Annotated in this window: 12 protein-coding genes and 3 pseudogenes; 3 read left to right on the top strand and 12 right to left on the bottom strand. The window is 69.6% G+C overall.

Annotated features, from left to right (window positions below; genetic code table 11):
* Positions 1 to 366 precede the first annotated feature (366 nt).
* The 6 genes from CCN42_RS10790 to CCN42_RS10765 all read right to left on the bottom strand — a co-directional run bounded on the left by CCN42_RS10790 (position 367) and on the right by CCN42_RS10765 (position 12,473).
* Positions 367 to 1,242: a CAP domain-containing protein gene (locus CCN42_RS10790; RefSeq protein ID WP_086734914.1), complete on the bottom strand. Its 876-nt coding sequence runs from the start codon at positions 1,240 to 1,242 to the stop codon at positions 367 to 369.
* A gap of 639 nt (positions 1,243 to 1,881) precedes the next feature.
* Positions 1,882 to 2,910, bottom strand: a complete 1,029-nt coding sequence (locus tag CCN42_RS10785) for an SPFH domain-containing protein (protein WP_086734912.1) — start codon at positions 2,908 to 2,910, stop codon at positions 1,882 to 1,884.
* Between the two features lie 4 nt (positions 2,911 to 2,914).
* Positions 2,915 to 3,346, bottom strand: coding sequence for an NfeD family protein (locus tag CCN42_RS10780; protein ID WP_086734910.1), 432 nt, complete (start codon positions 3,344 to 3,346; stop codon positions 2,915 to 2,917).
* A 521-nt stretch (positions 3,347 to 3,867) separates the two neighbouring features.
* Positions 3,868 to 4,194, bottom strand: coding sequence for a hypothetical protein (locus tag CCN42_RS10775; RefSeq protein ID WP_086734909.1), 327 nt, complete (start codon positions 4,192 to 4,194; stop codon positions 3,868 to 3,870).
* 90 nt (positions 4,195 to 4,284) lie between these two features.
* Complete coding sequence (locus CCN42_RS10770) at positions 4,285 to 10,509, bottom strand: DNRLRE domain-containing protein (RefSeq protein ID WP_422641154.1); 6,225 nt, start codon at positions 10,507 to 10,509, stop codon at positions 4,285 to 4,287.
* Positions 10,510 to 11,072: 563 nt separating this feature from the next.
* Positions 11,073 to 12,473 (bottom strand): NAD(P)-binding domain-containing protein, encoded by a 1,401-nt coding sequence (locus tag CCN42_RS10765; protein WP_086734907.1) that lies wholly within the window; start codon positions 12,471 to 12,473, stop codon positions 11,073 to 11,075.
* 335 nt (positions 12,474 to 12,808) lie between these two features.
* Here CCN42_RS10765 and CCN42_RS44315 point away from each other — a divergent pair.
* A pseudogene (locus tag CCN42_RS44315) lies at positions 12,809 to 12,910 on the top strand (ArsR family transcriptional regulator); the annotation flags it as partial.
* Here CCN42_RS44315 and CCN42_RS10755 read toward each other — a convergent pair.
* Positions 12,890 to 13,213 (bottom strand): annotated as a pseudogene (locus tag CCN42_RS10755) (pyridine nucleotide-disulfide oxidoreductase); the annotation flags it as partial. The pseudogenes CCN42_RS44315 and CCN42_RS10755 overlap by 21 nt on opposite strands.
* Before the next feature lie 131 nt (positions 13,214 to 13,344).
* Positions 13,345 to 13,677: a WhiB family transcriptional regulator gene (locus CCN42_RS10750; RefSeq protein ID WP_086734905.1), complete on the bottom strand. Its 333-nt coding sequence runs from the start codon at positions 13,675 to 13,677 to the stop codon at positions 13,345 to 13,347.
* Positions 13,678 to 13,810: 133 nt separating this feature from the next.
* Here CCN42_RS10750 and CCN42_RS42530 point away from each other — a divergent pair, with 133 nt between their 5' ends.
* Entirely contained in the window at positions 13,811 to 13,948 is a 138-nt protein-coding gene (locus CCN42_RS42530) for a hypothetical protein (protein ID WP_158102076.1), read from the top strand.
* A 42-nt stretch (positions 13,949 to 13,990) separates the two neighbouring features.
* Here the strand turns inward: CCN42_RS42530 and CCN42_RS10745 are convergent, their stop codons facing one another.
* The gene (locus CCN42_RS10745) at positions 13,991 to 14,935 is read right to left on the bottom strand and encodes an SDR family oxidoreductase (protein WP_086734902.1); all 945 of its coding nucleotides are present in this window, start codon (positions 14,933 to 14,935) and stop codon (positions 13,991 to 13,993) included.
* A 127-nt stretch (positions 14,936 to 15,062) separates the two neighbouring features.
* Here CCN42_RS10745 and CCN42_RS41250 point away from each other — a divergent pair.
* Positions 15,063 to 15,176: pseudogene (locus CCN42_RS41250) on the top strand (IS5/IS1182 family transposase); the annotation flags it as partial.
* Between the two features lie 71 nt (positions 15,177 to 15,247).
* Here CCN42_RS41250 and CCN42_RS10735 read toward each other — a convergent pair.
* The 3 genes from CCN42_RS10735 to CCN42_RS10725 form a co-directional block, all read right to left on the bottom strand.
* Complete coding sequence (locus tag CCN42_RS10735; RefSeq protein ID WP_086734898.1) at positions 15,248 to 16,237, bottom strand: aldo/keto reductase; 990 nt, start codon at positions 16,235 to 16,237, stop codon at positions 15,248 to 15,250.
* 292 nt (positions 16,238 to 16,529) lie between these two features.
* Positions 16,530 to 17,390, bottom strand: a complete 861-nt coding sequence (locus CCN42_RS10730) for a Vgb family protein (protein ID WP_086734926.1) — start codon at positions 17,388 to 17,390, stop codon at positions 16,530 to 16,532.
* A 57-nt stretch (positions 17,391 to 17,447) separates the two neighbouring features.
* A complete protein-coding gene (locus tag CCN42_RS10725) occupies positions 17,448 to 18,356 on the bottom strand; it encodes an alpha/beta fold hydrolase (RefSeq protein WP_086734896.1) in 909 nt (302 codons plus the stop codon).
* Between the last annotated feature and the right edge of the window lie 238 nt (positions 18,357 to 18,594).

The raw sequence follows: 18,594 nt of genomic DNA, 5'->3' as shown, positions 1-18,594 counted from the left end.
GCCCGATCCGCGTCGACAACCGGCGTGGCAGAGCCCTGTGCGGACTGGTCAGTCCCGCGATCTGCTCGGCGAGTTTCACCACCGTGCGGGCGGTGTTCTCGCAGCGGAAGCGGCGTCCGCATGAACGCGAACTCAACTCCATCAGCGAGAAACGGGCACGTGCCCGCCGGTCAGGCGGCAGTGCGCCCGATGTTCGGCGACATCACCGCGGCCCTGAGCGAGAGCGCCTCATCCCCGACGCCACGGAATGGGCCGACGTGCTCGCGTACCGCCAGGCCGACACGTTCATCTCGACCTGCGTACGTCCCACGAGTCATGTCGGCCACCACCATCCCGCTCAACGGCGGTCCGGCTACCGGGTGCGGCTCACCGGGCGGTTCCGAAGTTCTGGGTCCAGTAGTTGCCGGGCTGGGCGAGGCCGACGCCGATCTCCTGGAACCCGCAGTTCAGGATGTTGGCCTTGTGGCCGGCACTGGACATCCAGCCCGCCATGACCTGCTCCGGAGTGGAGTAACCGTAGGCGACGTTCTCGCCGTAGGTGCGCCAGCTGTAACCCGCACGCGTGATCCGGTCGCCGGGCGAGGACCCGTCGGAACCGGTGTGCGACATGTTCTGGTGGGCCGCCATGTCCGCGCTGTGAGCCTGCGCGGCCTTGGTCAGGGTCGCGTTCAGCTTCACGGGCGAGCAACCGGCCCTGCCACGTTCCGCGTTGACGAGTTCCACGATGCGGGCGGCGACCCCCGACGCCGTGGGGGTGGCCTGTGAGCTGCCGGGAGAGGACGGGGACGCCGAGGCGGTGGGCTTCGGAGCGCTGGGGGTCGTGGCGGGTGCGGGAGTACTCGGAGAGACGGTTGCCGTGGGCTTCGGCGCCGCGGGCTTCGGCGCTGCGGGCTTCGGCGCCGTGGGTTTCGGCGCTGCGGGCTTCGGCGCTGCGGGCTTCGGCGCTGCGGGCTTCGGGGTGCTCGTCGACGCAGGCGCGGTCTGCGAGGGTGCCGCGGTGGGCTCACTGTCGTGCCGGTGCCCCTTCCAGCGGCTGTGCCGGTCCGCGTCCTTCCAGCGGGCGTCGTCGACGTCGTTCCAGCGACCCCCGCCCGCCGTCTTCCCCGTGCTACCGAACTGGCCGCCTTCGCCGTTCTGCCAGTCGCCGCAGGCCACGGCCACCGATGGAACGGCCACAGCGCTCATGGCGACGGCGGCGATGACTATCCGCCGGTTGTACCTCTTCTTGCGATGCTTCCCCATGCGAGACCTCACTCGGTTTTCGCGGAGCGCCCCTGCTGGGGCTTGCTCTGCGCAGACTCCGCTCCTGAACTGCGGAGACGTCCTGCGGGTCGTCATTCTTAGGAGGGCCGCGCGAGCAGGGCAAAGAGCCGACGCACTACCTCGCCTAGTAGTGCCCGGCGCCCTTGCCAGGTGCGTGGTCGTGTGCTGGCGCGGCGTCTTCGTCCTTGCCGCGCTCCCGACGCTTCATCAGAAAGCAGCGGGCGGGCGACACCCGGCGCACATGCCGGACGGTCGCCTCGTCGGCCCGGCCTGACGCGGATCACGTCGGCATCAAGTCGGACAAGTCCCATATTTCACGAGGCCGACATCTACTATCCGGCAGGGCGATTGCCTTAGGTCGGTGTGATGGATGTCACGGAACCATCCCTCCGCTCCCGACACAGACCCCGGATCAGTGCGCGGCATCGCACCGAAAGGCCCGCACTCTGCCGACCGCGTAACCGCCGTCGAGAGAGCCATCACCCGCCGCCAGTCGAAACCCGCACCTGCTCACCTGCCCTCTCGGCCGGCACGCGGCCCGGCCCGAAGGCCACGCGGGTTGACACAGGTGGGCGGACGACCTGACCGGTCCCGCCGGCCACTGCGTGCGACTCAGGATCAGCGAGGTCGGTGGGGTGAGATGGCGCCGGCATCGGCCCTGGCCACGTCGGCGAGGGCCTCGGCGGCCGCTTCCGCGGCCTGCGCCGTGTCGTGCGCAGCCTGCGTGGCCATGTCGTCCGGCTGCTTCTCGCGCGTGGCCGGTGACCGGGGCAGCGTGTCGCTGAAGGCTCGGGACACGCCTTGGAGCGCGGCGGTGATCTCGCTGGGGATCACCCAGAAATTGTTGCCGGAGCCCTGTGCGAGTTGCGGCAGCGTCTGAAGGTACTGGTAGGCGAGCAGCTTGGGGTCGGGGTCGTTGCGGTGCACGGCCTGGAACACCTCGTCGATCGCCCGGGACTGGCCCTCCGCCTGGAGGATCGCAGCGGTGCGGTTGCCCTCGGCACGCAGGACAGCGGCCTGTTTGTCGCCTTCGGCGGTGAGGATCTGCGACTGGCGCTGCCCTTCCGCCCCGAGGATCGCGGCCCGCTTGTCCCGCTCGGCCCGCATCTGCTTCTGCATCGCGTCCTTGATGCTCTGCGGAGGGTCGATCGCCTTGATCTCCACCCGGTTGACGCGCAGGCCCCACTTTCCGGTGGCCTCGTCCAGCACACCGCGGAGCTGGCTGTTGATGGTGTCCCGGGAGGTGAGCGTCTTCTCCAGATCCATGGATCCGACGACGTTGCGCAAGGTCGTGACGGTCAGCTGCTCGACGCCGTGAAGGAAGTTCGCGATCTCGTAGAAGGCCGCTCGTGGGTCGGTGACCTGGAAGTACAGGACGGTGTCGATCTCGACGACCAGGTTGTCCTCGGTGATCACCGGCTGCGGCTTGAAGGAGACGACCTGTTCTCGCAGGTCGATCACCGGGTGAACGCGGTCGATGTAAGGGATGACCAGATTGAGACCGGGATTCAGGGTGCGGTGATATCGCCCGAGCCGTTCGACATTGCGAGCGCGGGCCTGCGGCACGATGCGCACCGCCCGTACCACGGTGAAGATCGCGATCAGCGCGACGATCAGGCCGGCAACGAGAACCGCCGAAGTTTCCATGATGTCAGCCCCGGGGGTAGACGAACGCGGTGGCGCCATGGATCTCCAAGACGTCGACGATCGTTCCGGGAGGAATGACCAGCGTCTCGTCGTACGAGCGTGCCGTCCACTCCTCACCGTCAATACGAACCCTGCCGCCCAGACCCGTCACCTCCGAGACGACGAGGGCCCCCTTGCCGATCAGTGCGTCGACACCGAATTTCGCCCCTTGCAACTGGAACACGTGGCGCAACGCGACGGGACGCAAGAACAGCACGGTGACGGTGGCGACGACGGCGAACACGATGAACTGGAAAGGGAGCGGCAGGCCGAGCGCGGCGAACCCCGCCGTGACCAACGCGGCCGCGCTCAGCATTCCCAGCGCGGCAGTGAGCGTGAATATCTCCGCCGCCGCCAGCAGAGCCGCGGTGATCAACCAGATCAACCATAGGTCCATGGCGGACTCTTTCCGGCCGTGACCATTCGGACGTAAAGCCATTTCTCCGGGCATAAGGGTTATCCCCTGCAATGCCCTCTGCCGAAACAACGCACAACGGCACGCCGCCTGTCCGTTACCGACGAATCGGCCACTTCCGCACGCCAGCGGCATCTCCCACTGCCGGAACCGTTCCGTCGGCGTACGGGTCTGCCGAAGATCGCCGGAGTCGAGACCCGGATGCGCGGCGACTACCTGGCGGCCGGTCCGGCCCGGTTCCTCCCCACAGGCTGGATCAAGGCAGACGGCATCGCCGAGCTGATGCGGCAGCCGGGTCATGGCAGCCTCCCAGCGGCACGATGCGCTCGGTGAGCCGTCCACGCAGATTTCCGAGGCGGTGGGCTTGGGGAAACCACTCGGCAGTGGTCAGCAGTCCAGCGTGACAGCGATCTGTTCCGGCGGCGCGGTGCAAGAAGCGGCGCTGGTCCCGGCGGAGCCCGCCACCTGGCACACCGCATGCGGTGCTCTGCGTGGTGGCTCGATCACCAGCCGGTCACGGCGTGAATGCGCGCCTTCTCGTCGGCCGTGGCAGGGCGGAAGGTCAGGTCCTCGCCGTACCAGGAGACACGCCCGTCGGTCAGGCCCTGGACCAGGTCTTCCAGTTCATCGGTCTCGAACATGTCCGACACCACGGCGTCCGCTCCCGCAGCAGCCGTCTGGTACCGGTACATCTGGATGTACTCCTCACGCTCCTCGTCATCCTCATAGATGACCTCTCCGGTCTCCACCCTCAGGTAGAACTCCAGGCTCGCCGAGTTCCTCCCGATCCCGATCAGGCCATCGACCTGCTGAAACCGACGCTGACTCATCTCTTTCTCCCTTTCGGCGGTGGTGCAGAACGGGGGTACCGGAAACCCGGCACCCCCGTTCCGTCAACAGTTCCCAGCGGCTGTCAAGTCCTAGCGGCCGCGGTGGTACACGTGGTAGTTGTTCGGCCACTTACCCTTGCGGCCTTCGCGCCACTGGAAGTTCGACTTCCAGTGACCGTCGGCCTTGCGCTCCGGAGCACGCCACTGGCGTGTCCTGTCCCGCGAGATGTAGCCGCGGCCGCCATGGTCGGTCCTGAAGCGCTTGGCGCCCCTGCCGACCCACATCCGCCCGGCGAGCCTGGAGGTGGCGCGCGTGGAGCGGATCCCGCCGCCCATGCCCCGCGACGCACGAGCGATGCGCACGATGCGGTAGGCACGGTAGGCCCACGCTGCGGCTCCGACGCCAGGAATGAACCCGGCGGCCGTCAGCGCGATGTCCCACTTGTTCCTGTAGGCCCACTTGGCGACACGGGACTTCTTGAACCGGTTCCACTTCTTCTTGAACCAGCCCCACTTGCCGTCGAGGTCGTAGCGGTTGAGCGGATCGGCGTTGACGTACTCGTAGGCGTTGGCGTTGCCGCCGTAGACCGGGTCCGTGGAGAGGAAGCGGCCTGTGACGGGGTTGTACAGGCGGACGCCCATCAGCGTCAGACCGGTGAGGGTCTCGGCGGAGCGCTGCTTGGCGCCGAGCCAGTTGTAGCGGGTGGCTGCCTGACCGACGCGCGGGTTGCCGTACTCGTCACTGTCCAGGGCGACCGGGGCCTTGGTGGTGTCCAGCGGGAGCTGGAGGGCGACGTCGCCATGGATGGTGGTGAGCTGCAGGACGGTGTCGCCGGTCTTGCTCGTGGTGGCAGCGAGGTCGCCGGACATGGAGTCGACGTTGCGGGTCAGGGCACCGGTCGCGGTGTCCTCGACGATCCAGCGGGGGTTGTCCCCCTCACCGTCGTAGTGGTTGAGCTTGGACGCGGTCTGGGTCCAGGTGGTGCCGCTGCCCGATTCGACCTTCCAGGAGCGGAACCGCATGTCGGCGTCGAGCTGCCAGGTCTGGCGCTTGCCGTTCGCGGTCTGCTGGTGGACGAGGTCGTTGGCGTAGTAGCCGATCGTGCTGCCGGGAAGCGCCGTAGTGCGGCCGAACGCGTCGTAGGTGTAGCCGGCGTCGACGAGACGGTCGGCGCTGTCGTAGGCGTGGCTGGTGGTGGTGCCTCCGGTGGTCGGGCAGTCGGCGCCGGCGGTGCCTTGCGCGGTGGTCAGGGAGGTGCGGTTGGTGCGTGCGTCGAAGCCGTAGCTGCGGCGGGTGCACAGGGTGCTGTAGGTGTCCTCGACCGTGGTGAGGCGTCCTGTGGCGTCGTAGCGGTAGGTCTGGTCCGACCATCCGGCGTGGCTGGTGACCTGGCTGTGGATCGACTCCGTCACGGTGTCGCTGTAGACCAGGGTGCCGTCGCTGTCACGAGTGTAGGTGCGCTCGACCGCGCTGCCCGTCGGGTCCTCGGTGACGGTGAGGGTGTATCCGCCGGGCAGTTTCTCGGTTGCGACCGAGCCGTCGGCGTCGTAGGTGGCGGAGAAGGCACCGGCGATGGAGTCGGTGGTCTTCGTGGCCATGCCGCGCGGCTCGACCGTGTGGTCGTAGGTGTACGTGACCGTGGACGGGACGTTGTCGGAGACCGTGACCGGACGGTTCAGCAGGTCGTACGCGGTCGTGGTGGTCCCGCCGTCGGCATCGGTGTAGGAGATCTGCCGGCCCAGCTTGTCGTACGCCTTGGTGATCGTTCCACCGGTCGGAGAAGTGGTCTTGGCCTCCAGACCGGTGGCTGGGTCGTACTCGGTTGTGGACTCCGGCACGGCCTGGCCGACACCACCGGTGACCGTGACCTTCGTCGGGCGCCCGGCGGAGTCGTGGGTCGTGGTGGTGGTGCGGGTGACGCCGTTCGCGGTGTCGCTGACCTTGACCGCGTTGCCCCACCAGTCGTACTCGGTGGTGGTCGTCGGCAGCTGCGACGGGTTGGTGCCGCCGCCGGTGATCGCACCGGCCGGGCCGGTGGAGCAGACCAGGTCCGCCCATTCCGGACGGCCCTGGCAGGTGCCGGTGCCGGTCGCGGACCAGTACGTGGTCACACGGGTCGCGGCGTCCGTGCCGGTGGCGCCGGGCAGCAGCTGCTTGGTGACGCGTCCTTCAGCGTCGTACTCGGTCGTGGTCGTGAGCGCTTGCCCCGCCGGGTCGTCGATCGTCCTGGTCGGGACGCCCTTTGCCCAGTCGTAGATGGTCTGGGCCACGCGGGCCTCGCCCTGGACACCGGGGTGCTCACGCACCTCCGCGCCGGTGGTGACCTTGGTGATCTGGTCCCTGAGCTTGGCGGTGCCGTCGGTCGGGCGCCCGGCGTCGTACTCGTTGACCGTCCATGAGCGGGCCGTGACCGACGTGCCGGCCGGTACCAGGGTGGTGGTGCCGGACTTCAGGTCGGCGGTGAGGTCGACGCGCCGCAGCGGTCCGAACTCCTCCAGCTCACGCGTGCCGGTCTCGTTGTAGACCGACTTGGTGGCCAGCAGGTCGGCTCGCTCCGCGGTCGGGAGCCCGGCGATGCCGAGGTCCGCCTGCTGGGTCCGGTCGCTCGCGGTCACGCCGAGTGCGAGGGAGCGGTTGGCGGCCGACAACTCACGCACCGTGTTGCCGAACCGGTCGTACTCGGTGGTCGAGATGTGCCCACCCGGCGTGGCGGCGTTGACCTCGTGCGCGGACGCGCCCATGTAGATGACGTCCGCCCGCTTGTAGTCCGCCGCGGTGAGTGCGCTGCCGGAGTGGGAAGCAGGGACGGCGTCCGGCGGGAAGACTGCGGTCGCATCGGTGGGGGCGTCGGTCTGGCCCCACGCCTTCACGTCAGCCGCGCCCATGGCGTGCGGCGCGGTGCTGCCGGTGAGCGGGACGTCGTAGACGACGCTGGTGGCGGCCTCTCCCTCAACCACGTCGGCCGTGCCCTGCTTCAGCGCCGGACGTGAGGCCTTCAGGAGCATGCCGTCACCGGCTGTGGAGGCGTTGCCCGCCTTGCCATAGGTGAACGTCCACGGCAGCTGACCGACCGGCGTCAGATGCGTGACCCTGCCTGCGGCGTCGTAGGCGTACTCCGTCTTCAGCGCCGGGCTGATCAGCGGGTTCCAGGCCTGACGCAGACGGCCGGCGGAGTCGTACAGGTAGGTCTGCACGGCCTTCGACGTGGCCGCCGCCGCACCCGGCTCGGTCGACCACAGACGGATCTCCTTGACCTGACCGGCGAAGTCTCCGGTCGCGGTCGCGGTCGCGGTGGTGGAGGTGGCGTAGACGAACTCGAGCGAGCGGCAGCCCTTGGTCGCCGGCGTGGCGGTGCACGCCGCCGCGGTGGCGGCGGACGTCGGCGCGATGATGCGCTTGGGCCGGGCGAGCTTCTGGGTGCCGACGGTTACCGTCTCGGAGACCACTGTCGTGGTGGAGTTGCTCAGTCCGTTCAGCAGCGTGCTGGAGGCCTGCCACGTGGTCGCGGCGGCGTCGGGCTTGGTGAACTCCGTCACCATGCCCTCGGTGTCCGAGAGCGTGAAGGAGCCGCTGGTGCTGCCTGTCAGCGTCAGGTCCTCGGCGCCCGGCTCAGGAATCCAGCCGGACTTGGCGGCGTTCGCGGTGAACGACGTCTCCTCGCCGTCACTGTCGACGAGGGCCACGGCCGTATCGGACGTCTTGCGCAGGTGGCTGTAATCGGACTCGGTCAGCTCGGCACCCGTGCCGGAGACCCACTCCTTGCCGAAGATCGCCGCCTGGCCTTCCTGCTTCGCACCCTGGTCGGGTGTGCGCGAAGAGGCGGTACGGGTCACGGACAGGCCGAAGGCGGAGGCGTCGGTCGCGGAGAGGGTGTAGTCACCGGTCAGCAGATTGAGGCTGCCTGGACCCACGTCGTCGGACGCGGCACCTGAGGCGCTGCGGTCGACGACGACGGACAGCGGAGCGGTGCTGCCCGCGGCGCTGTCGGGGCCGGTGAAGTCGGCCTTGATCTGTACGGTGCCGTCGGGGTTGACGGTGTCAGTGGTGTTCCAGACCAGTGGCTGGTTCTTGCCGTTGACCAGGGGGACGGGCCAGGCGGTCACCGGAGTGCCGCCGGAGGTCACGTCACCGGCGGGGATCTTCACCCACGGGTCGGCCTCGGACCGGCGCCACGAGAACGACACAGCGTCGTACTTGGCTCCGTCGGCCTCCGCGACGAGCGGGAGGCGGCGGGCGGTGCGCTCGCCTTCGTCAGGCTGGAGGAAGCCGCCGGGGCCTGCGTGGAAGGTGTACCCGATGGCCTCGGACTTGTTGTCCGCCTTGTCCACGGCCCGTACCTGCAGGGTGTGGGTTCCGTCCTTGGGCGGGGCGATGCTGATGCCCTTGTCCGCGCTGGAGCCTGCCGTGGCGACCTTGGTCCACGTCACGCCGTCAAGTGACCACTCCAGCCAGTTGTGGTCGTTCGCGGGCGGGGTGACGGTGAAGGTACCGGCCTGGCCCGCTCCCTTGACCCACTTGCCCGAAGGGTAGTCCGTCGAGACGACCTTGCTGGGTGCGGAAGGTGCGGTCGCATCGACCGTGAAGACCTTCCACGCCGACCAGCCGACGTTGTAGTGGGTGCCGTCGTACGGATTCGTGCGGAACTTGTAGGTCTTGCCGTTGGTCAGTACACCGGCGGGCACGGTCACCGACGCGACCTGGCCCGAGGGCACGTACTTCGACACCAGGACATTGCCGACCTGGGTGTTGGTGGCGTTGTCGAAGATCTGGAAGGTGCCGTTGACCTTGTCACCGTCGGCGTCGACGAAGGTGTCCCGCAGCGTCGGCGTGGTCGTGCTGACGGTGTAGTTGCCGCTGTAGGAGAAGTACGGCGGCCCGGCTTCCTGCTTCGTGCCGGTACGCGGCCGGTAGTTGTAGTTGACCACCAGCTTGGGAGGGTTGGAGGCGGCGTTGGCGGAGTTGACGCGCTTCCACTGAGTGGTGCTCGTTTCGTCCGCGGCCCGCAGACCCATGTGGCCGCGGGTGGCCTTGGCCGAGGCCCACTCCTGCACCAGAGTGGTCACGTCGGCGTTGATCCACCCGTCTGGCTGGGTAGTGCACGAGGCGTTGCCGCGGGTCTCGGTGGAGGTGGCCTTCTTCGCCGTCATCGTCGGACGGTTCGTCCAGCGGCTCGAGGTGGACGCCGCACCAGAGGACCACACCTCCCATGACTGCGCGGTGCACGCGGGAGCATTGCCGGAGTGGAAGTTCCACAGGCTCAGCTTGGCGTCGAGCACGAGCGCGTCCTGGACCGGCGTGTTCCAGGAGATGAAGGACTGTGCGGTTCGCGGGGTGCCGTCTGCGTTCTTGGTGCCGGGGTTGCCGAAGTCCAGTTCGACGTCGGTCGACCAGTCGACCGTCTCACCCTGCTGGACGTAGGTGTCGAACACGTTGCTCAGGGCGGAGGTGGACGGGTCCACCGTCACCGGGTACTTCGTAGCCGGGTCGGCCAGGAACTTGGCGTCCGGAGTGACGACGAGCTCGATGCTCGAGCCCTTGGTGACGACCTTCATCGCCACCGGCACGCGGCGCGTGTGTTCGCCGGATCGCGGGTCCACGGTGGCGTCCCACATCACCGGTGCCGGCATCGTCGCGGACTTGCGGTTCTTCCTGTCGGTGAACAGCACGCTTCCGTCGGCCTGCTGGTGGGCCTTCAGCCCCTTGGCCCGAAGCGGCAGCGTGTAGCTGTATCCGTCGAAGGAAGGTTTCTGCTTGATCTCGACGAACTGCTCGAAGCCGGTACGGGTCGCCTCGACCACCACGTCCGCACCGGGGACAGCGTTGACGTACTCCGCCCGGGCGCCGTCCAACTTGGGAGCAGGCAGTCCTCCCTTCCACTGGAGGGTGATCTGCTCAGCACCCTGGCCGAGCGTGACCAGATCGGTGGCCTTGGAGGCTTGGGCCGCTCTGAGCGAGGTGGCCGGGCTGCCCGTCCTACCGGCTAGCTTCAGGCCCTCGGGGTGGGCAATCGGCTCGACCGTGCCGTCCGCCTGGTTGGCGAGGTCGAGGTCGACGTCACGCCAGTCACCGGTGGTCTCGTCGTGGAAGCGGATGGGTCCGGCGGTCAGTTCGGTGGTGAGCGAGCCATCCTTGTTCGCCCACGTCGTCGACGTCTCGGTGCGTTCCGACAGGGCTTCGACGCGCTTGCCCGACAGCCGTGCAGCGACGCGAGCGGAGGGGATGTCGGCCGCCTGGGTGACCGCGGCCTTCTTCGGCGCGGCAGGCTTGTCCGGTGCCGCTGTCGCCGGCGCTCCGTCAAGTAATGCGATGGACAGTGCCAGGACGAGGCTGCTCGCTATGTAGCGGAGACTCCCCCCGGACCAAGGCCGTCCGCGCTCTTCCGGCGCGGGCAGATGACCCGTCATGATTCCTCTGATTTCAGGTATTTGACACCACAGATGTGATGTACAGGTAAAGGTACCTAGGACCAAAAGCTCTCAAGCGGGACACATCGCCCAGAAGCGGCTCACGAGTTCCCGAGATCCCCATGATGTGCATCACGTTCACGCGGCCTGTGAGCACCAGGGTGCTTCTGCGCGGGTTTGCCAGGCCTTCGCTGAAGACGTCCATCCAGACGCTGTGTGCAACGGCAAGTCCGGGCCAGCCGATGAACGGACGGCCTTGGCGTCGCTGAGCTTCTGCGGGATGACGACCGGCTCAGGTCCGGTTCCGTGCCACGTCGTCGGTGACATCCTCCTGCTGGGGTGATCAGGCGAGAGCGTAGTAGACGATGCCCCAGCTCCGATCTGCGTGGCGCAGAGTGCGGGCAGGGCGGCGCGGGGCCGCGACCGGTCCCCTGTTCCGGTCGCGGCCCCGCGTGCGGGGGTGCCCGCGTCGGTCACGAGCCGCAGCAGCCGCCCGTCGGGGGCCGCTCGGCAGTCGTCCCGACCGCGGCCGGGGCGCCGAGCTGGACGAGCTGCGGCGCGGGCGCGCAGCAGGCGCCGCCGTCGGCCTCCTGGGTGTCGGGGGCGTCGAACAGCCCGGCGCCGCCGCAGACTCCGGTCTCGGGCAGGGTGAGTTCCACGCGGTCGGCGGAGGCGAGGTCGCCGGCGATCGCTGCGGCGACGGAGCGGACCTGCTCGTAGCCGGTCATCGCGAGGAACGTGGGGGCGCGGCCGTAGGACTTCATCCCGACCAGGTACACGCCCTGCTCCGGGTGGGACAGCTCGCGGTGGCCGTGCGGGTAGACGGTGCCGCAGGAATGCTGGTTGGGGTCGATCAGCGGAGCCAGGGCGACGGGTGCCTGGAGGCGCTCGTCGAGGTCCAGACGCAGCTCGTCGAGGAAGGACAGGTCGGGCCGGAAGCCGGTCAGGACGATCACCTCGTCGACCGGGTCCAGGCGGCGCCCGTCCTCGCTCACCAGGACCGGGCGGCCGTCGGTGTCGCGCTCGATCGCCTCGGTGCGGAAGCCGGTGACCGCGTCCGCGTGGCCCTCGTCGACGGCGGCCTTCGCCGCCAGGCCCAGGGCGCCGCGCGCCGGCAGCTGGTCGGCTTCGCCGCCGCCGAAGGTGGAGCCGGAGATGCCCCGGCGCAGGATCCACACCCCCTTCGTGCCCGCGCCGTCCCCGGACTTGGCGAGGTCGGCGAGGTAGGCCAGGGCGGTGAAGGCGGAGGCGCCGGAGCCGATCACGGCGGTGCGCTTGCCCGCGTAACGGGCGCGGACGGCCGGATCCTTCAGGTCCGGGACGCGGTAGGTGATCCGGTCCGCGGCGGCCTTCTCGCCGAGGGCCGCGAGGCCGCTGCCGCCTGCGGGGCCGGGTGTGGCCCAGGTGCCGGAGGCGTCGATCACGACGCGGGCGAGAAGGCGCTCCTCGCGGCCGTCGGCGTGGGCGATGTGCACGACGAAGGGCTGCTGCTCGCGGTCGGCGTCCACAATGCGGTCCCGGCCGGCTCGGGAGACACCGGTGACGGTGACGCCGTAGCGGACGCGGTCACCGAGGGCGTCGGCGAGCGGCTGCAGGTAGAGGTCGGCCCAGTCGCCGCCGGAGGGGTAGGTGGCCGCGTCGGGCCGTGCCCAGCCGGTTGGCGCGAGCAGCTTCTCGGCGGCCGGGTCGACGACCTCGCCCCAGGTGGAGAACAGGCGCACGTGCGACCACTCGCGCACCGCGGCGCCGGCCCTCTGGCCGGCTTCCAGGACCAGGGGCTCGATGCCCTGGCCGACCAGGTGGGCGGCAGCGGCCAGGCCGGCGGGTCCGGCTCCGATCACGACGGCGGGCAGCTCGATGGCGGGCGCGTTCACGGCGACTCCTTGCATGTTTCGACATCTGTCGATGGCTTGCGCGGCCAGCATGGCACTTGTATTGATGGGCGTCAACATAGACATTCATCGAATCCGGTTTCACTGATGGAGCACCCCGACGTCGCTGTGATCGGCGGCGGCCAGGCCGGCCTCGCCACCGCCCAAGCGGCAGCCCAGCCTGTCGTCGAACTCGCTGCGCGGGGCGGGACGCGGACTGCGTGGCCCTGCCTCTGGTCACCCACCTCGCGCATCACTGACGGATCTCCGCACCGGTTCGGCCGCATCGACATGGACACATGTCGATCCCAAGGTGCTGCCGCTACTCGAAGCTGAGGGTCAGGGGCCACGAGAGCGGGGAGGCGTGCGTATACGACATCTCCGATGTCGGCGTCTCCCAGCCCACCGTCTCCCACCACCGTGCCCTCGGTCGCGATGCGCCCGCGCACGCCTCGGATCCGGAGCGGGACGAGGTGGGACAGGGCAGGGCGGAAGCCGGTGCACCGCATGACCGCGTCCGCCTCGGCGCGAGGCCGTCGGCCCACACCACGCCGTCCTCATCCACGCGGGCGAACATGGGGGACGCCTTGAGCAAGCCCGCGTCCCGTGCCGCCCGCGCGGGGGCACGGCACGATGTCGCCCAGCGAAGCCACGCCGCCGGTGTCGGTGCGGCCGGCGTCGAGGGTGCGGCGGCGGGCAGTGGCGGCGTCGAACAGGACCCGTCCGGCGATGTCGTCGGCCAGGCGGTGGGACCGCCCCCTGCTTGCGGCCCGCAGGGCGCCGGGGGCTGTCACGGTGCTCGTGCACGCCGGCGCCTCGGCGGATCAGTGGGGCGACTACGAGTACCCCCTGCAACCCCTCAGGTCTCGGCAGCTCACGGCCCGGCCTCGGGGCGGTCGTCCCCGCCGGCCGGCGCACCGCGTTTCCGGTACGCGGGCTGCGGTTCGCCGTTGGTCGCACGGCGGACCGCCCTGCGCTGGGCGGCCGTGGTGGCTCCCCAGATGCCCGCGTCCTCACCGTGTTCGACGGCCCAGCTCCGGCAGGCGAGCAGCACGCGGCAGCGGCGGCAGACCGCCAGCGCCGGCCGTGCTTCAGCGCCGGGGGCCAAGGTGTCGGACAGCGGGAAGAAGATCTCGGGATCCTCGCCAAGGCACGCGGCCTGGTCACGCCAGTCGGGTACTGCTGCATGCCGGTGGTCGTCTGCCATCACACACCTCTGCCGACTCCTGCGGGCTCATACGCCTGCGGTGCTGTCGCGGCGCGCGTCGGCGCCGCGTACCCGGCAGAGGTATCGGCAAGCCTACGCACCGAGCGGGTGATCTGTCATCTCTTGTGCCGGAATGCGAGGAGTGGCCCCCGGCGCGCTGCTGCTCGACGTCGGCAACGCCGACCTGCTGCGGCGTACCGCGCGCGCTGACCGTACGGCGGCGCGGGCCCTGCTTCCATACGCCGCCTGGTGTGGTTCGCCACTGTCCTGAACGCTTCGACCGGCCGCCGGGAACCGGTGACGAGCGTCGTGATCAGCGCGGAGGAGCCGACCCACCGCGCGCGGCGGAGGTGTACCCCTCCCAGTCGGCGCGACCGCCCGCGCCCAGGAACCCTGTTTCGGCGCCGAACTCGGCGGCGGGCCTACGTCGCATCTCCCGCCGGGCGATACGGCTGACCATGAGGGGGAACAGCGGGCGCAGGGGCTGGCACCAGCGCAGCCAGGGGGGTGCGTAGACATGGGCGGACCGGCGTGCCACACCTGTGGCGAGCCAGTCGGCGACCTGCTCCGGCGTGTGCACACGGCGGGCGAACCACGGCTGGTCGGCGCGCAGGGCGCGCAGCACCGGGTGCTCGTCGAGTCCGGCGATCATGTCGGTGCCGGTCCAGTGCAGGTAGGCGATGCCCACAGCGATCCCATCGGGTTCAAGCTCGCCGCGCAGGGACTGGGCGAAGGACTCCGCTCCCGCCTTGGACGCGCAATAGGCACTCATCATGGGCGCCGAGCCGAAGGCGGCGGTGGAGGCGACCTGGAGGAAGTAGCCGCGGGTGCGGGTGAGCTGCGGCAGGAAGGAGCGGGCGGTGTTGGCGGCGCCCACCAGGTTGACCTCGACGACCCGCCGCCACAGGTCGGCGTCGGTCATGCGGAAGGGCCCGCCCGCGGCGACTCCTGCGTTGGCCACGACCACGGACGCGGCGCCGAGGCCGTCGGCCACCTGCCGCGCGGCCTCGTCGAGGGCGGCCTGGTCGGTGACGTCGGCCTCGACGCACTGGCTGGGGGTGGTGAGCGACGACGCGGCGGCCTGCAGGGTGCGCGCCTCGCGGCCGACCAGGGCGACGTGCATCCCGGCCGCCGACAAGCGCCGCGCCAAGGCCTCGCCGATCCCGCGGGCGGCTCCGGTGACGACGGCGACGCGGCCCCTGAGGGGCGCCTCCAGGGCTGCCGTGCCACTCAGGCGCGGCCTTGCGGTGCTGTGCATGGGGTGGCTCGCTTCCGCCGCTTCGCGCGAAGAGGTCGTGCGCGGCCCCCTCGATCACCCGGGGCGCGGTCCGCGCAGGTGGTCCCCGGGTACCCGGACTGACGTCCGCCGACCCGTCGTGCGTGAGGCTGGGCGACCACGGCGCCGCCCCGACCGGGTGATCGCGGACAAGGCGTACCGCTCCCGAGAATTCCGCGGCCACCTGCGGCGACGCGGGATCGCGCACACGATCCCGAGAAGGACAGCTTTCGTCCGGTGCGGCGAGAGCACGCACCGGGAGTCGCGGGGCAGACGGGAGTGTGACGACACCCCCTAGCGATCGACGGATCGCATCCCCGCCTCGTCGTACCGCTCGCCCGCCGCCTCGGGCAGTTCCGCATCGATGCGGGCCAGGTCGTCCTCGGTCAGCGTGATGTCGACCGCGGCGATGTTCTGCTCCAGGTAGGTGCGGCGCTTGGTGCCCGGGATCGGCACCAGATCCTCGCCCCGGGCCAGTACCCAGGCGATGGCCAGCTGGGCCGGGGTGACGTCCTTCTCCGCGGCGATCTCCTTCACCTTTGCCGCCAGCCGGAGGTTCGGCTCCAGATTGGCGTCCTGGAAGCGCGGGTTCTCGCGGCGCCAGTCGTTCGCGTCCAGCTCGTCCGGCGATGTGAACCGCCCGGCGAGGAAACCGCGGCCCAGTGGGGAGTACGGCACGAAGCCGATGCCCAGTTCCCGGCAGGTGGGCAGCACCTCGGCCTCCACGTCACGTGACCACAGCGAGTACTCGCTCTGCACCGCGGTGATCGGATGCACGGCGTGGGCACGCCGGATGGTCTGCGCGCTCGCCTCGCTCAGGCCGATGTGCCGCACCTTGCCCTCGGCGACCAGCTCGCCCAGCGCGCCGACCGTCTCCTCGATGGGTACGTTCGGGTCGACCCGGTGCTGGTAGTACAGGTCGATGTGGTCGGTCCCCAGACGCGCCAGGGAACCGTGGATCGAGCTGCGGACGTGCTCGGCCGAGCCGTCCTGCGGGCCGACCGTGCTGATGTCGCCGGGTACGGCGTCGTCCATCCGGTAGTTGAACTTCGTCGCGATCACGTACTCGTCGCGATGCTCCCGGATCGCCTCGCCGACGAGCGACTCGTTGGTGAGCGGCCCGTACATCTGCGCGGTGTCGAGGAAGTTCACCCCGAGGTCGAGGGCGCGCCGGATGGTAGCGATCCCCTCCTTCCGATCGGCGGAGCCGTAGAAGGCGGACATGCCCATGCACCCCAGGCCGATGGCCGATACCTGGAGGTCCCGCAGACTGCGCTTCTCCATGCCGTGTTCCAGCCTTTCCCTGCACACTCGTTCGTCGTTCGGACGGCACGAATCCCTTCATGCATCTAGCGACACATTCCTCCGCCCGGCACCCCGCAAGGGGGGACCGCGGCGACGGGCTTCGTGCACCGCGCTGTCTGCGACGCTACGACTTGGAGCACACTCCAGCGCAAGTCAACAGGCCGGCCGGCATCCCGAACAGGTCGTTCCGCGTGCCCACCAGCTGGTGGCGCGGCTTCCGACGCGGGCACCGCCGGCCCCGGGCCGGAACGGGCAGTTTCGCGTCACGAGGCTACGGCTCCACCCGCGCGACCCCTCCTGTTTCAAGGGCCACCCACACAGCGCGGTCGGGACCCAGGGTGATCCCGTGCGGCTCGGACGCCGGTGACGGCAGGCTGTACTCGTCGATCTCGCCGCTGTCGGTGATGTGGCCAATGCGGTTGGCTCCCCATTCGGTGAACCAGCAGTCTCCGGTGGCGGCCCCGACGATGGCGTGGGGTTTGGCCGCGCGGTCCGGGAGCGGGAACTCCTTGATCCCGCCATCCACCGAGATCCTGCCGATCTGGCCCGCTGCGATCTCGACGAACCACAAGGCGGCTCCGTCGCTGGTGATGCCCACGGGTGCGGCGCCGGGAGTGGGGAGTGGGTGGATCTCGATGTCGCCGTGGACACTGATGCGGCCGATCGCGTTCGCCTGGTTGAGCGTGAACCACAGGGCTCCATCAGGTCCTGCGGTGATCGCCGAGGGGAAGGCGCCCGCCTGCGGAAGGACGAACTCGGTGATCTCTCCCTTTGCGGTGATACGGCCGATACGGTCGGTGTTCATCTGCGTGAACCACACGGCACCGTCCGGACCGGCAGTGATACCGAAGGGTCCGCTGCCGGGCGTCGGCACAGGGAAGGACTTCGTTTCACCGTCAACGGTGATACGGCCGATCCGGTGGTCCTGGAACCGGGTGAACCACAGTGCTCCGTCGGGCCCAGGGGTGATGACCGTAGGGCGACACTCAGACGGGTCCAGGGGGTATTCGACAAGTTCGCCGTCGAGGGTGAGACGCGCGATGCGGCCACTGTGGGCGAAGGTGAGCCACAGTGCACCGTCAGGTCCGGCCGCGATGCCGTAAGGCCCCGCCCCCTTGTCTGCCACGGGCATCTCCCTGGTGACCGGGGCATCGGAATGGCGCACAGCAACTCCTCGCAGGGGTCAGGATCAATCAACGTTGTCGGCCGATGCCGCAGCTCGGTCTCGCACCAGCTCGAGAATGATCGCGGCGAGGTCAGCGGGCCGGGTCATGGGGACGTTGTGGTTCGAGCTGATGTCGATCAGCCGACGGTCCGGGGCCGCGTCGACGACGGCACGCACCTCGTCGCGCCGCGAGGCGTAAAAGCCGTCCTCGGCCAGCACGATCGTCATCGGACAGCTCAGGCGGTCGTACACATCGACGGCTGGGAAGACTTCCGCATCGGGCTCCACCGCCGTGACAGTCGCGACCTCCTCGATGACCGGCCGGCGCACCCACCGGTGGCCGCGGCGCATGAAGGAGCGCCGCGCAACCTCCTCGACAAGTCCGGGCCGTGCTCCCGCGTTGAGCCAGTCCGCTCCGGCCTCCCGCACGCACTGCTCGACGAAGGCACGCATCTGGTCGTCGTCGGCTGTCCAGCCGTAGCGGAACATGGTCCGTAAACGGTGCACCGCCTCGGCAGTCCGCATGTCGGCATGCTCGGCGAGTGACGCGTCACGGTCATCGAGCACCAGGCCGTCCACGATGCAGAGAGCGGCCGGTTCCACAAGTCCACTGGCTGCGGCGGCCGTCACCGCGTACCCGCCGGTGGAATGGCCCACCAGCACGGGGCGGTCCCAGGCCAGCGCGGTGACGACGCTGCCGATGTCTCGCCAGTACTGCTCGGGGCTGGTGGAGTCGAGCCGGGTCCGCCCATGGCCACGCAGGTCGAGGGCAATCGGATGGCACTCGCTCACCAGATGGGACGCCACATCCGTCCAGGCCGCAGCGTTGTGCCCGCTGCCGTGGACGAGCAGCACGCCCTCACCGTGACCGCCGAAGTCCACTGCGGACAGGACCCCGTCCACGACGGGGAACCCGATCTCTGTTCCGGTCACCACGGCACCCTGTCTGCGAGAGGACGGCGAGTGCAACTGCTTTTCCCCGCGGGGAGTCGGGGCGGGACGAGGACGCGTTGCGACCGCCGAGGACGGACGACGCTACCGCCGCACGTCTGTGCGGTCTCACGGTGCATGGCGCCGAAGGGGCCGTGGCGGGAATGGCATGCCGCAGGAGCCGGGCGTCCGGGCGGGCCGCGAGCATCAGCCGGCGACGGCCGGGCGGATGGGTGGGTGG

Origin of the sequence: Streptomyces glaucescens, from assembly GCF_002154375.1 — a bacterium.
Taxonomy (GTDB): Bacteria; Actinomycetota; Actinomycetes; order Streptomycetales; family Streptomycetaceae; genus Streptomyces; species Streptomyces glaucescens.
This window is presented reverse-complemented; position numbering and strand designations above follow the sequence as displayed.

Excerpts from the sequence above, each read along its gene's own strand:
- CCN42_RS10775 (WP_086734909.1), bottom strand. The coding sequence starts at position 4,194 with ATGAGTCAGCGTCGGTTTCAGCAGGTCGATGGCCTGATCGGGATCGGG.
- CCN42_RS10750 (WP_086734905.1), bottom strand. The coding sequence starts at position 13,677 with ATGGCAGACGACCACCGGCATGCAGCAGTACCCGACTGGCGTGACCAG.
- CCN42_RS10735 (WP_086734898.1), bottom strand. The coding sequence starts at position 16,237 with ATGGAGAAGCGCAGTCTGCGGGACCTCCAGGTATCGGCCATCGGCCTG.
- CCN42_RS10790 (WP_086734914.1), bottom strand. The coding sequence starts at position 1,242 with ATGGGGAAGCATCGCAAGAAGAGGTACAACCGGCGGATAGTCATCGCC.
- CCN42_RS10730 (WP_086734926.1), bottom strand. The coding sequence starts at position 17,390 with ATGCCCGTGGCAGACAAGGGGGCGGGGCCTTACGGCATCGCGGCCGGA.
- CCN42_RS10780 (WP_086734910.1), bottom strand. The coding sequence starts at position 3,346 with ATGGACCTATGGTTGATCTGGTTGATCACCGCGGCTCTGCTGGCGGCG.
- CCN42_RS42530 (WP_158102076.1), top strand. The coding sequence starts at position 13,811 with ATGCGAGGAGTGGCCCCCGGCGCGCTGCTGCTCGACGTCGGCAACGCC.
- CCN42_RS10785 (WP_086734912.1), bottom strand. The coding sequence starts at position 2,910 with ATGGAAACTTCGGCGGTTCTCGTTGCCGGCCTGATCGTCGCGCTGATC.
- CCN42_RS10745 (WP_086734902.1), bottom strand. The coding sequence starts at position 14,935 with ATGCACAGCACCGCAAGGCCGCGCCTGAGTGGCACGGCAGCCCTGGAG.